The following is a 12,799-nucleotide window of genomic DNA, read 5'->3' as shown; positions in this document are numbered from 1 at the left end:
TCATGATCGACAATTGATGATCTCTCAAGAGGGGTGTGAGCGGCGGGGCCTGAATAAGAAGTCTAGTACTTCTTGCATTGACCTTGATGTAGGGGACATGATGCGACGGACATCGAGTTCTGTCTTGTTTGCTACATAGGCGAAATGATCATTGGAACTGGCGTCTAAGGGGCGTGGCGCAAGTGTTGGCTGACCAGTACTACCTGATCGCACACGAGGACCGCACCGGACGGTCCAGGCTCCATCCTCGTGCGACCGGCCTCGGGTTGGCCGCCGCCTTACTGTCAGAACTGGTGCTCGAGGGCCGCATCGGCGTAACCGACGGCGACCTATTCGTTCTTGATCGCCACCCGCCGGCGGACGCGCTCGAACATGACATTCTTGATCTTCTTATCGCCCAGCCACAGCATCGTGATGTGCGTACCTGGCTTGCTTTTCTCTCCCAGGACGCGGGATTGCGAGTGGGGGAGCGGCTGATGCGCCTCGGCGCGGTCGAACCGATCGTGCGCCGCCGGATGCTGAGCTCGCCGCAGATCACCTACATGCCGAACAGCGCGCAGCAACGCAATGCCGCCGCCTGGGCCTCCACCCGACTGGCCAACCTACTGGTCCGGGGCATGGAGCTGAGCGTCGTGGATCAACTACTGGTGAGCCTGGTTTCGGCGACCGGCCTGACCCGGCATGTGCTCTACGGCTTCGAGCAGTACCCGCACGCGTTCCAGTATCTGCCGAACGCCGCTTTCGGCCTGCCGAGCGACCTGCGGGAGATCATCGAGTACACCGAGGCCTCGATCGGCTCGGTGCTGACCGTGGGCCGCCGATGAGCGTCGGGCGGCACCAACTCAGGCACAACAACACCGACCAGTGGGCCGGCCGGTTGCTGATCCAACGCAAAGCTGCCAGCGAGCCGGACATCATCAGCCGGGCGCTGGCGCAGAACCGGCTCGGCACCGCTTCGGTGGTCTTCTTCGGAGTCGCCGGAGCAGCGCCGCTCACCGTGATCATCGGTTCCATCTCGGCGATCTACGCGATCCAGGGCAGCACCGCGGTTCCGGTGGCCTACCTGGTGGTGGCCGGCATCCTCGCCCTGTTCACGGTCGGATTCGTGGCCATGAGCCGGCACATTGTCAACTCCGGCGCGTTCTACTCGTACATCAGCCATGGGCTGGGGCGAGTGGTCGGCGTCGGCGCCGCGTTCGTGGCCCTGCCGGCGTACTCGCTGATGCAGATCGGTCTGTTCGGGCTCTTCGGTACCGCGGCCTCGGGCATCTTCGCCGAACTCGGGCTCAACCTGTCCTGGTACGCCTGCGCGATCGGCGCCTGGGTGCTGGTGACCGTGCTCGGCATGCTCTGGGTCGACCTGAGCGGCAAGGTGCTGGCCGCGCTACTGGTCGCCGAGATCACCATCGTGCTCCTCTACGACCTGGTTATGGTGTCGCATCCGGCCGATGGTCACGTCAGCTTCGCGACGCTGTCACCCGCGCCGATGCTCACCCCGGTGGTGGGCTCACTGCTGGTGCTGGCGATCGCCGGGTTCGTCGGCTTCGAGGCGACCGTGGTTCTCTCCGAGGAGGCGAAGGACCCGAAGCGAACCATCGCCCGGGCCACCCACCTGGCCGTGTTGCTCGCCGGCCTGCTGTGCGGCCTTTCCGCCTGGGCCATGTCGGTGAGCACCGGGCCGGACCGGATCACCGCGGTAGCCGCCGAGCACCAGACCGATCTCGTCTTCCGGCTCGTCGCGCCGCATCTGCCGGGCGCCCTGGTGGACATCGGCTACGTGCTCTTCATGACCAGCGTGTTCGCCGCGTTGCTGGCGTTCCACGCGGCGGTGGCCCGATACCAGTTCGCTCTTGGCCGTGAGGGTGTGCTGCCGTCGGCCTGGGGCTACACCCACCCGCGCACCGGCGCTCCGCTGCTCGGCTCGATCACCCAGAGCCTGCTCGCGCTCGTCGTGATCAGTGTGTACGCCGTCCTCAAACTCGAGCCCCTGCTGTACCTGTTCGCCTGGCTGACCACCATCGGCGGCCTGGGCGTGCTGATCCTGATGTGGGCCGCCTCGGCCGCGGTCATCGCGTTCTTCCAGCGTGGGCGGAAGGGGGAGAGCTACTGGCGGGCATACGTCGCGCCGTTCATCGCCTTCCTCCTGCTCTCCATCGTGCTGGCCGCGACCATCATCGGTTTCGGTCAACTGCTGCAGGTGTCCAGCGGATCGATATTCAACTGGATCGTCCCGGTGGCCTATGCGGCCATCGCGGTGATCGGCTTCTGCTGGGCGTTGATCATGCGCAAGATCCGTCCCGAGGTGTACGCGGCGATCGGCCGTGGCGCCGACACTCGGGTCAACTTCCAGCCCATCGAGAGCGACTTCCCTACGCACGCGCTGCCGCCGGCACCGGTGGGGTCGCGTGGCTACCCCTCCTGGTGAGGGTTTGACCGAGAAAGGAATCTGATGACGTACGCCATCCAGGAACTGGTCATCCGGGACGTCACCCCGGTTGACACCGACGAGATCACGGATCTTGTCGCTGAGGCGATGCGTAACGGCCCGGTGGCTACCTGGCTGCACGCCGACCCGGAGGTGCGCCGTCAGGAGGCTCCCCGATACTTCGAGATCTTCGTGGAGCACGCGACCCGACACGGCGAGGTCTACGCCACCGCGGATCCGGACACCGGCCGGCTGGATGGTGTGGCGCTCTGGTTCCCGCTCACGTCGCTGATCCCGCCGCCGGTGGATTACGAACGACGGCTCAAGGAAGCGGCCGGCGACGCGTTCGACCGGGCCTGCCAGCTCGACCTAGCGCTGGACGAGAACCATCCGATCGAGCCGCACCACTATCTTGCGTTCCTGGCGGTCCGCCCGGAGTCGCAGAACCGCGGCATCGGCAGCGCTCTGCTCGAGCGCCACCATGCCCGGCTCGATCAAGCCGGTCTCCCGGCTTACCTGGAGGCCAACGATCCGCGTAACCGAGACCTTTACCTGCGCCACGGCTACCGGATCCGCACCGTCATCAATCTGCCCGACGGGCCTCCGCTGTGGTCTATGTGGAGGATGCCTATGGTCTGAGCGTCAGGCCGCGCGCGGTAGGTCGGCGGCATGTTCCGCGCCGACCGCCGGGAAGTTGTAGAGCCAGAACGACTGCTGGTCGATCTGTTCGAAGGTCATGTTGAAATTGCAAAGCCGGCCGATCAGCAGCCGGAACACCCGGGACATGTGCCGTACGTCGTCGTTGTAGGAGCAGACATCCAGGCCGACCAGACCGTTCTGGGTGGCCGCGACGAGGTACATCTGCTCGGACATCTGCGCGAACGCATCCCGGCCCTGAGCTGCTGGCTTCACCGCGACGAAGACGATGTACCAGATCCGTTTGGCGTGGTAGTGCTCGGGATAGTGCCGTTCAAAGTACGCCGGCGCGATCAACGGGATGGCGTCCAGGTTGTTGGTGTAGCAGGAGAGCCCGACGAGTGTGCCGTCGATCTCCAGGGCCAGGTACTTGTCGACCCGGGGGTCCTGCATAACCTCGTCGAACTCTGAGCGGTACATCAGGTGCCGCTGCACCGCGCGGGAGTTGAGCTCCTCGAATGCCTCGAGGTAAAGACCCCAGGCGGCCTCCAGCATCTCCGCGTCGGTGATCTGGCCAGTGACTTTGATCAGCATGGCTGCCCCGCTTCATCGCACTCAAGTCGATCGATGACAGTTGACCAACAGAGTACGAACTGTAATAGCTCCGGGACAATGCGTACCCGGGATTTCGGTGTGCCAATTCCAGAAAGGAGGGTCGTTAGCGAAACTGCATGCAACTTGCAAAGTTGCAGGTAGTGAGCCATGCCGGACCTGCTCGAGGCCCGCCGGAATTGCTTCCGGGAAAGGTGCAGCATTCCACGAGTCGGCCTTTTTGCGGAATGCACCGAGTACTGGACTCCGTGCGTTGAACACGGAGTGTTCGCCTATGTGCGAGCTGGCGGGATCCCTTCGACGACGGAGCGGGTGCGATGTGGCCGGACACTGCGGGCCATCTCGGTGAGGCGATTGTCCCCCCGCCCCCGGAGGTGGCCCGCATCCATGTCTGCCGATTGACATAGTTCAGCGACCGAACATAATCTTCCGAGACCAAGCCTCCATCCCCTCGAAGGAGCGCCATGCTCGGCAGGTTACTAAGCCTGGCCCTGGCCGCCGCTTTCGCGCTGGCCGTGCCCGCTGGTGTCCAAGCCGCCCCGAAAAGCCAGGCCGCCCCGAAAAGCGCGGAAGCGGCCGTGGCCGCCATGCAGCCCGGCTGGAACCTCGGCAACACCTTCGACGCCACCGGCGCCGACGAGACCTCCTGGGGTAACCCGCGGGTGACCCCGGAGCTGCTCGCCGGCCTGCGCGCCCAGGGTTTCCGCAGTATCCGGATCCCGGTGACCTGGAGTCAGCACCTGGGCCCCGCGCCGGACTACACCATCGACCCGGCGGCGCTGGCCCGGCTCGCGGAGGTGGTCGGCTGGGCGCTCGATGACGGCCTCTATGTGATGATCAATATTCATCACGACTCCTGGCTGTGGATCAACTCCATGCCGGCCGACCACGACACCGTGCTGGCCAGGTACAACGCGATCTGGCGACAGGTCGCCGCGAAGTTCCGCGCCGCCTCGCCGCGACTGGTCCTCGAAAGCGTCAACGAGCCGCAGTTCGCGGCCGGCGGGGACGACGCGGCTCTGCTGAACGAGCTGAACACGTCGTTCCACGGCATCGTGCGCGGCAGCGGTGGCGGCAACGCCAAGCGCCTCCTCGTGCTCCCCACCCTGCATACCTCGGCCGACCAGGCGTACCTCGACCAGCTCTCCGGCACCTTCACCGCGCTGAGCGACCCGAACCTGATCGCCACCGTGCACTACTACGGCTACTGGCCGTTCAGCGTGAACGTCGCCGGCGGTTACCGCTTCGACGCCACCGCGCAGCAGGATCTGCTCGGCACGTTCCAGCGGGTGCGCGACACGTTCGTCGCGCGCGGCATCCCGGTGATCATCGGGGAGTACGGCCTGCTCGGCTTCGACCGCAGCACCGGCACCATCGAACAGGGGGAGAAGCTCAAGTTCTTCGAACTGTTCGGCTACCAGGCCCGGCTCAACCGGGTCACCACCATGCTCTGGGACAACGGCCAGCACCTCGACCGCACCGCGTTGACCTGGCGCGATCCGGAGCTTTACGGCCAGCTCAGCTCCGGTTGGCGAACCCGTTCCGGCACTGCGGCGAGTGACCTGGTCTTCAACGCCGCCGCCGCGCCGGTCACCGCCAAGACGATCACGCTGAACCTCAACGGCACCGGCTTCGCCGGCCTGTACCTCGGCCGCGCCGCGCTGCGGCGAGGCGTCGACTACTCACTGTCGGGCGATCAACTCACGCTCACCGGTGGGTTGCTGACCCGATTGCTCAAGGACCGGGCGTACGGGGTGAAGAGCACCCTGTCCGTCCGCTTCAACCGTGGTGTGCCGTGGCGCCTGGACGTCATCAGCTACGACACGCCCGTGCTCTCCGCCGCCACCGGCACCACGGACGCGTTCAGCCTGCCGGCCGCCTTCAACGGTGACCGCCTGGCCACGATGACGGCCACCTACGCCGACGGGTCGAACGCCGGTCCCCACGGCTGGACGCCCTACAAGGAGTACGACGCCGCCTTCTCGCCGGACTACGCCGCGAACGGCATCAAACTCACCCCGGGCTTCTTCGCCGAGGTCAACGACGGTTCCCCGGTTACCTTGACCTTCATCTTCTGGAGCGGCGCCACGGTCACCTACCAGGTGACCCGCGCCGGGAACGCGGTCACCGGCACGGCCGGCTGACCGGGGTGGAACGCCCAGCCGTGGCGGCATCGGGGCCGGTGCGGCCACGGCTGGGTCCCATCCGGATCACTGGTGGCCACCGACCCCGGCGTGGCCACGGCGGTGCTGGATCGCTGTGGCGACCACGGACGCGAGGAGCGTGGCCACAGCGAGGCCGCCGAACACCAGGACGGTGCCGACGAGGTAGAGCCCGGTGCTGTCGTCGCCGGACGCGGTCAGGGTCCACGCGGCGGTGAAGGCCAGGGTGATGGCGAGCGAGACGAACACCGGCCGGACGCCGACCGTCACCGCGCCGGCGAAGACCGTCAGCAGGGTCAGCGCGCAGCCGATCACCTGCCAGGCCGCGTACGGACCGCTGGTGGCCCCGGTGACCGGATCCGTCGTGTACTCGTTGTCCCAGCCCATCCAGCCGAACCAGCTGAGTGCCGCGAGGACGGCGACCGTGATCGTGCCGCCGATCTGGAGTGATGCCCGGGATCCGCTCATGAACGAGACCTTAGGGTCACGATGCGGATGAGTCGAAGACCGCCGGTTCGGGGCTGTGGACAACTCCGGCGACGGGTCAGGAAAAGGCTAGATTGGCTACCACGATGCCGGGCCGATCGAAGCAGACGAAGACATCGTGCAGGCCGCTCACCGGGCCGATCATCGCCTGCACGGAAGCGACGTCGAGACGGCCGGTGGCCGGCGGGACCGTGAGGGTGGCCAGGACAGGACCGATGAACGGGTCGTCCAGGCGCACGATGACGGTGCCGACGTCGCCGGAGGCGCCGGAAGTATCGGCGTTGCCGGAGGAAGCGGGCCTGCCGGCGTCGCCGGAGGAAGCGGGCCTGCCGGCGTCGCCGGAGGAAGCGGGCCTGCCGGCGTCGCCGGGGGAGATGGACGTGCCGGCGTCGCCGGGGAAAGCAGACGTGTCGGCGGAAGTGGCGATCTCGAGCGAGGCGACGGAGGAGGCGGAGGAGGAGGGAAGGCTGCTGGAAGCGAGCATGGAGAGGTGTTGGAGGCCGCCGTTCAGGTCGACGTCGGCGAAGACGGTCCAGGCGTCGGGGGCGACGCTGCGCAGCGCCTCGCCGGGGTCGGCGGTGATTGCCACGGGCGTCGTGCCGGCGTAGCCGTCGTTGTCGATCATTCGCAGGCCGGAGCGGGCGGCGCGGGGCGGGATCACCTCGCCGCGGACGCGCAGCGTCGCGGTCAGCGCCCAGTCGAGGCTGGAGCTGCCCACCGCGATGGTGTGCATGGACTGCTCGACCACCCAGCGGGATCGGGTGACGTCCCAGAACGCAAGCTCGGCGACGTCCAGGACGAAGGCGACACGGGCCCGCTCGCCGGGGGCGAGGCGTACCCGCTGGTGACCACGCAGGCGGCGGAGCGGCTGCTTGACCCGGGAGCGCTGCTGCCGGGTGTAGAACTGGACGACCTCGTCGCCCGGGCGGTCGCCGACGTTCGTCACGTCGACGCTGACCGTGACCGTGCCGGAGGGACCGACGGCGAGCACGCTGTCGGCGCGAACCTGGCCGCTGGAAGTGGGCGCGGTGCGGCTGCTGGAACTGGGCGTCTCACCGCTGGGAGAGGGCGTCTCGCTGTTGGAAGTGGGCGCGATGTGGCTGCTGGGAGTGGGCGTCTCGCTGTTGGAAGTGGGCGCGGTGCGGCTGCTGGGAGAGGGCGTCTCGCTGTTGGAAGTGGGCGCGATGCGGCCGCTGGAAAAGGGCGTCTCGCGGTTGGGCGAGGGCGCGAGGCGGTCGCTGGAGGGCGTCTCGGCGTTGGAAGAGAGTGTGAGGCGGAGGTCGTCGTACCGGAAGCGGGTGTAGCCGAGCCCGTGACCGAACGGGAAGAGTGGCGTCCCGCGGTAGTACTGATAGGTCGCGTCCGTGGCGATGATGTCGTAGTCGAGCAGGTCCGGCAGTTCGCTGTCGTCGGTGTACCAGGTCTGGGTCAGCCGGCCCGACGGTTCGGCGCCGAAGAGTACGTCGGCGAGGGCCGTGCCGTGCTCCTGGCCGCCGTGCGCGGACCACAGCACGGCCGGCAGGTGCTCCTTCGCCCAGCCGATCGCGTAGGGGTAACTGCTGGTCAACGCGAGGACGGTACGGGGGTTGACCGCCCGTACCGCCCGCATCAGTTCGTCCTGCGTGCCCGGCAGGTCCAGGTCCCGCCGGTCGATCGTCTCCCGTCCGCAGACCATCGGGTGGTTGCCCAGCGCCAGCACCACGACGTCGGCGTCCGCGGCCACCGCCGCGGCCGCCGCGACTCCGTCCACCAGCACGTCGACGGTGAAGACGGTGGCGTCGGTGAGATCCGGGGCGTCGGGCCGGACCAGCCCGTCCGCACCGGCCCGCAGGAAGAACCCGGACTGCGGGTGTCGCAGCGCCGTCCCGTCCCCGGACGGCACGAGTTCGAACGTCTCCTTGACCTCCCACCCGTTCGGCCCGGGCTGGTCGTTGCGCAGCAGCCTTCCGTCGAAGCCGACGAACAGGCCGTTCGTCACGGCGCGCAGCGAGATCGTCTCCTGGCCCCAGTCGAGGATGTCGAAGAGGGCGTTGTCCGGCGTACCGGAGAGGCTTCTGATCTGCAGAATGCCGTCGACGACGGCGAGCGTGCCGCCCGCGCCGCGCAGCGACACCCGGTCGACGCCCTCGTGGAAGACGGCGTCGTCCAGAGCGGAGCGCAGGGTTCGGCGATACGGCGGGGTTCCGCTGTACCAGTCCTCGAAGACCGCGTCGGCGAGCGGGCCGATCACCGCGACCCGCTCGGCCGCCGACCGGTTCAGGGGCAGGATCCCGTCGTTGCTGAGCAGGACGATCGAGGCGCGCGCCGCCTCCCGGGCCAGCTCCCGGTGGGCCACGCGGTCGATCACCTCGGGAGGGGCCGTCCGGTACGGGTCCTCCGCGGGGTTGAACTCGCCGAGCCGGATCCGCACCGACAGGATGTGCCGCACCGCGGCGTCCACGTCGGACTCGGTGATCAGGCCGCGTTCCAGCGCCGAGGTGAACCGGGCGATCGTCGGCGCGGGATCGTCGCCCTCCTCGGTGACGCAGTCGACGCCGGCCCGCAGCGCGGCCGCGAAACCGGCCACGTGGTCGTCCTCCCAGTGCTGGTCACCGGCGATGTTGTGGACGGCGTACGCATCGCCGACGACCATGACGTCCTCGACCGACCAGCCGCGCAGCACCTCGTTGATCAGCGGGCTGACGTGCGTGGGCCGTCCGTTGATCAGGTTGTAGGACGCCATCACCGCGACCGCGGCACCGGCCTCGATCGCCGGGCGGAACGCCGGCAGTTCGTACTCGTGCAGCACCCTCGGCGGCAGGTTGCTGCTGGTCAGGCAGCGGTCGGTCTCGTTGTTGTAGGCCAGGAAGTGCTTGAGCGTGGGCGCGGTGCGCAGCCACTGAGGGTGGTCGCCGCGCAGGCCGGTGGCGTACGCGGTGCTCAGCACTCCGGTCAGCCAAGGGTCCTCGGAGTAGCCCTCCTCGTTGCGTCCCCACCGCGGGTCGCGCAGCAGGTTCACCACCGGTGCCCAGACGTTCAGGCCGACCTGTTCGGGGTTCGCGTGATGCATGGCGCGCACTTCGGCGCCGACCGCCTCGCCGACGCGGCGCAGCAGGTCCGGGTTCCAGCTGCTGGCGAGGCCGACCACCTGGGGGAAGACGGTGGCGGTGCCGAGCCAGGCGACGCCGTGCAGGGCCTCGGTGCCGGTCCGGAAGCCGGCCAGGCCGAGCGCGGGCACGGGCGCCTGGTGCTGGTGGAGCAGGGCGATCTTCTCGGCCGGGCTGAGCCGGGCGAGCAGGTCGGAGACACGGGTGGCGAGCTTCTGCCGCGGGTCGCGAAAGACGACGCGAGAGGGGGATTCGGTCATCACAACGTGTTCCTTCGGGGCCGAGCCCGTCGGGGTCGAATGGCCTGTCGAAGCGCTTCGACTAACGGGCGAAGAAATCCACGCGAGTGGTTTCGCGAATGTTTCGGACGGAGTCCAATGAGGCTCGCACCCTCGTCGCAGCTAGGTCAAGGTGCGAGCGACATGTTTCGATATCGATGAACTACCCGACCGGCCGGGGGATCCGGCCGGTGTCGACCTGATCGAGATGTGACAGCGCGCCACCGAGAGCGGCCGCGTGAAGGCCCAGTGTGGACGCTGTCACCGGGGGACCGCTGAGGTTCAGGGCCGGGATCAGCCAGGGGGCGAGCGTCGCGAAGTGGTCGCCGAGCACGATCACCTCGGGTCCGACCAGATCTGTCAGCACCGCCAGGCCCTGGCCGAGATAGCCGCCGGTGTGCTTCAGCGCGGCAAGGGTCACCGTGTCACCAACTCGCGCCCGGATGGCGACCTGCTCGACGGCTGGGCCCGCGTCGGCCAGCGCCTCCGGATCGAAATCGGGTAGCGCCCGTCGGAGCAGCGGTTCGATGCCGGCCTGGTCCTCCAGCGTCGGGGTGCCGGCCGGGCCGAGCTTGAAGCGCCCGAGCCGCCCGCCGCGCAGCAGGTGCCCGTCGATGATCAGGCCCGCTTCGAGTCCGGCGGCCCCGGAGACGTAGGCCAGGTCCGCTCCGGCGTGCCCGCCGTGCCGCTGCTCGGCGACGGCGGCCAGCGCGGCGTGCTCGGCCACCGAGACGACCAGGTCCTTCTGCCGGAGCGAACCGCTCACCTGCTCCCGCAGGCCGGTCCGGGGGAAGGTGTTGGGCAGGGCGACGGTCAGGCCGAGGACGTGCCGCCCCTGCTGGCGCACGCGCGAGGCGGCCCGCTGGGCCAGCGAGATGATCTCGCTCGTCGGCCGCTTCGCGGAGAGGGCGCGGTGCCAGAGCAGCAACTGGTCGCCGGAGTAGTCGACGGCCAGCGCGGTGACCTGGCCGGCGAAGATCTGGAGGCCGATCGACGCGTACGCCGACCCGTCCAGTGCCAGCACGGTCGCCGGCCGCCCGATCCGGTTGCCGCTCGGCCCGCTCTCGCGGAGCAGCCGATGGTCGATCAGGTCGGCGGTGAGGCTGGAGACGGTCGCCTTGGTCAGCCCGGTGGACGCCGCGATCGCGGCCCGCGAGCTGGGGCCGTGCGCGCGCAGGTGGCGCAGCACCACGGCGAGGTTCGTGGTGCGCACGTCGGCGAAGTCGGCCGGTTGGGGTTCGGCCCGTGTGGTGGTCACCGTCAAGCTCCGCTCTCGCCCGGCCGTATCTGTGGGTCATCTTGCCGCATCACCGGTTGGGCGCGCTCCCATGCGGTCTTGTCGGGTAGCGCGGCTTCAGTTAGCTTGTCATCGATGCACTTAGTTTAGAGCCTAGACAAACTAAAGCCTAGAAACACTACCAAGTCACATAGAAAGGCGGGTGCGCCGTGAGCGCGTCTACGAGCAGGCGTACTTTCCTGGGCCTGGCCGGCCTCGGTGTGGCCTCCGTCGCCATGGGTTGCAGCAAGAAGCCCGGCTCCACCGGGACCGCCACCAATGCGGAGCAGGCCGCCGGTGTCGTGCCGACGTTCAAGGACTCCAACCTGATCACACCGGACGTCAAGGGCATCCGCCCGATGGCCGACGGCTACGTGAAGTACCCGGCCAACCTCGTCGACGCGATCACCGAGAAGGCGATCACCAGCGGCAAGCCGGTCACCGCGACCACGCCGTGGTGGGGCCCGGCACCGCCGACCTCGAACAAGTACGTCGAGGCGGTCGGCGCCGACATGGGCGGCACGATCACCTTCAGCGTCCAGGACGGCAACACCTACGGCGACAAGCTCAACACCATGCTGGGCGCCCGGGACGTGCCGGAGCTGACCTGCATCCCGGGCTGGGAGATCAACAAGCTGGCGCGCTTCTCCGACGGCGTGCACGTGCTCTTCGAGGACCTGACGCCGTACCTGGCCGGGGACAAGGCGAGTGCGTACCCGCTGCTGGCCGGGCTGGACACCGCCGCCTGGAAGGACTCGGTCTGGGGCGGCAAGCTGATGGGCGTCCCGTTCCCGACCGACTCGCCGTACCCGACCGCGCTCTTCATCCGCAAGGACGTCGCCGATCAGCGCGGCATCGCCACGCCCACCTCGCTCGACTCGCTCTACGAGTTCGGCAAGAAGTTCACCAACCCGGACAAGGGCGAGTGGGCCTTCGGCGACATCTTCCTCGAGGTGCTGCAGATCTGCGGCGCTCCCGGCTCGCAGAACGGCTGGACCAAGGCGGCCGACGGCAAGGTCATCCACCGGTACGAGACCGAGCAGTACAAGCGTGCCCTGGAGTGGATGGCGCGCGTCTACAAGGAGAAGCTGATCCACCCCGACCTGGCGAGCAGCAAGGGCGGGGACGTCACGACGCTGTTCAAGGGCGGGAAGATCTTCTCGTACGCCACCGGTCTGGGCTCCTGGAAGGAGACCCAGCGGGAGAAGACCCGGGAGGGCAAGGGCTTCAACATGCAGGCCGTCAAGGTCTTCGGGGCGGACGCGAGCACGCCGCCGGTGCGCTGGGGCGGCACCCCGTCGATCATGTGGACCTTCGTGAAGAAGGGGCTCGGCCAGGACCGGACCCAGGAACTGCTCCGGGTGCTCAACTACACCGCGGCGCCGTTCGGCACCAAGGAGTACGAGCTGCAGAACTACGGCGTCGAGGGCACCCACTTCACCCGGGACGCGAACGGCGCTCCGAAGACGAACGAGACCTTCACCAAGGAATTCGCCAACCAGTTCATCTTCCTCGGCGGCCGCCCCGCCGTGGTGGTCAGCGACCCGGACCTGCCGACCTACGCCCAGGACCTGGTCGGCTGGGGCAACGACGCCACCAAGTACCTGGAGAAGGACCCGTGGGCCGGCATCAAGGTCGAGACGCCCAGCTCGCAGGCGGCGATCCAGCAGCCGACCGACGACAAGGTGACCGACATCCTGCGGGGCCGGCGTCCGCTCTCCGACTTCGACAAGGTGGTCCAGGAGTGGCGGGCCGGCGGCGGTGACCAGGCTCGCGACTTCTATGCCAAGGTCCTGGCGGACAACGGCCGATGAGTGCTCCATCCCTGGTGAAGCCGG

Annotated in this window: 9 protein-coding genes; 5 read left to right on the top strand and 4 right to left on the bottom strand. The window is 68.2% G+C overall.

Annotation, left to right across the window (positions count from 1 at the left end; translation table 11 throughout):
• The first annotated feature begins 173 nt into the window (after positions 1 to 173).
• From CHC09_RS24045 to CHC09_RS24035, 3 genes are read left to right on the top strand one after another with little or no spacing between them, the layout of a single operon-like run.
• Positions 174 to 824, top strand: a complete 651-nt coding sequence (locus CHC09_RS24045) for a GOLPH3/VPS74 family protein (RefSeq protein ID WP_239138486.1) — start codon at positions 174 to 176, stop codon at positions 822 to 824.
• Entirely contained in the window at positions 821 to 2,425 is a 1,605-nt protein-coding gene (locus tag CHC09_RS24040) for an APC family permease (protein ID WP_089295433.1), read from the top strand. Before CHC09_RS24045 ends, CHC09_RS24040 begins: the two co-directional genes overlap by 4 nt.
• Before the next feature lie 24 nt (positions 2,426 to 2,449).
• A complete protein-coding gene (locus CHC09_RS24035; RefSeq protein WP_089295432.1) occupies positions 2,450 to 3,064 on the top strand; it encodes a GNAT family N-acetyltransferase in 615 nt (204 codons plus the stop codon).
• Positions 3,065 to 3,067: 3 nt separating this feature from the next.
• Here CHC09_RS24035 and CHC09_RS24030 read toward each other — a convergent pair whose 3' ends face one another.
• Complete coding sequence (locus tag CHC09_RS24030; RefSeq protein ID WP_089295431.1) at positions 3,068 to 3,655, bottom strand: hypothetical protein; 588 nt, start codon at positions 3,653 to 3,655, stop codon at positions 3,068 to 3,070.
• 482 nt (positions 3,656 to 4,137) lie between these two features.
• Between CHC09_RS24030 and CHC09_RS24025 the strand changes: the two genes are divergently transcribed.
• The gene (locus CHC09_RS24025; RefSeq protein WP_143232501.1) at positions 4,138 to 5,817 is read left to right on the top strand and encodes a cellulase family glycosylhydrolase; all 1,680 of its coding nucleotides are present in this window, start codon (positions 4,138 to 4,140) and stop codon (positions 5,815 to 5,817) included.
• 66 nt (positions 5,818 to 5,883) lie between these two features.
• On the opposite strand, the gene CHC09_RS24020 is transcribed toward CHC09_RS24025, so the two are convergent.
• The 3 genes from CHC09_RS24020 to CHC09_RS24010 form a co-directional block, all read right to left on the bottom strand.
• Complete coding sequence (locus CHC09_RS24020) at positions 5,884 to 6,303, bottom strand: hypothetical protein (protein WP_089295430.1); 420 nt, start codon at positions 6,301 to 6,303, stop codon at positions 5,884 to 5,886.
• A 76-nt stretch (positions 6,304 to 6,379) separates the two neighbouring features.
• On the bottom strand, positions 6,380 to 9,667 hold the full coding sequence (locus tag CHC09_RS47770) for a glycoside hydrolase family 3 C-terminal domain-containing protein (RefSeq protein ID WP_089295429.1): 3,288 nt from the start codon (positions 9,665 to 9,667) through the stop codon (positions 6,380 to 6,382).
• Positions 9,668 to 9,848: 181 nt separating this feature from the next.
• Entirely contained in the window at positions 9,849 to 10,943 is a 1,095-nt protein-coding gene (locus tag CHC09_RS24010) for an ROK family transcriptional regulator (protein ID WP_089295428.1), read from the bottom strand.
• A 188-nt stretch (positions 10,944 to 11,131) separates the two neighbouring features.
• Between CHC09_RS24010 and CHC09_RS24005 the strand changes: the two genes are divergently transcribed.
• A complete protein-coding gene (locus tag CHC09_RS24005) occupies positions 11,132 to 12,775 on the top strand; it encodes an extracellular solute-binding protein (RefSeq protein ID WP_239138480.1) in 1,644 nt (547 codons plus the stop codon).
• Positions 12,776 to 12,799: the final 24 nt, after the last annotated feature.

Source organism: Actinoplanes regularis, from assembly GCF_900188005.1.
Lineage (GTDB): Bacteria > Actinomycetota > Actinomycetes > Mycobacteriales > Micromonosporaceae > Actinoplanes > Actinoplanes regularis.
The sequence above is the reverse complement of the archived record's forward strand: the minus strand, read 5'-3'. Positions and strand labels throughout refer to the sequence as shown.

Excerpts from the sequence above, each read along its gene's own strand:
- CHC09_RS24040 (WP_089295433.1), top strand. The coding sequence starts at position 821 with ATGAGCGTCGGGCGGCACCAACTCAGGCACAACAACACCGACCAGTGG.
- CHC09_RS24035 (WP_089295432.1), top strand. The coding sequence starts at position 2,450 with ATGACGTACGCCATCCAGGAACTGGTCATCCGGGACGTCACCCCGGTT.
- CHC09_RS24030 (WP_089295431.1), bottom strand. The coding sequence starts at position 3,655 with ATGCTGATCAAAGTCACTGGCCAGATCACCGACGCGGAGATGCTGGAG.
- CHC09_RS24020 (WP_089295430.1), bottom strand. The coding sequence starts at position 6,303 with ATGAGCGGATCCCGGGCATCACTCCAGATCGGCGGCACGATCACGGTC.
- CHC09_RS24025 (WP_143232501.1), top strand. The coding sequence starts at position 4,138 with ATGCTCGGCAGGTTACTAAGCCTGGCCCTGGCCGCCGCTTTCGCGCTG.
- CHC09_RS47770 (WP_089295429.1), bottom strand. The coding sequence starts at position 9,667 with ATGACCGAATCCCCCTCTCGCGTCGTCTTTCGCGACCCGCGGCAGAAG.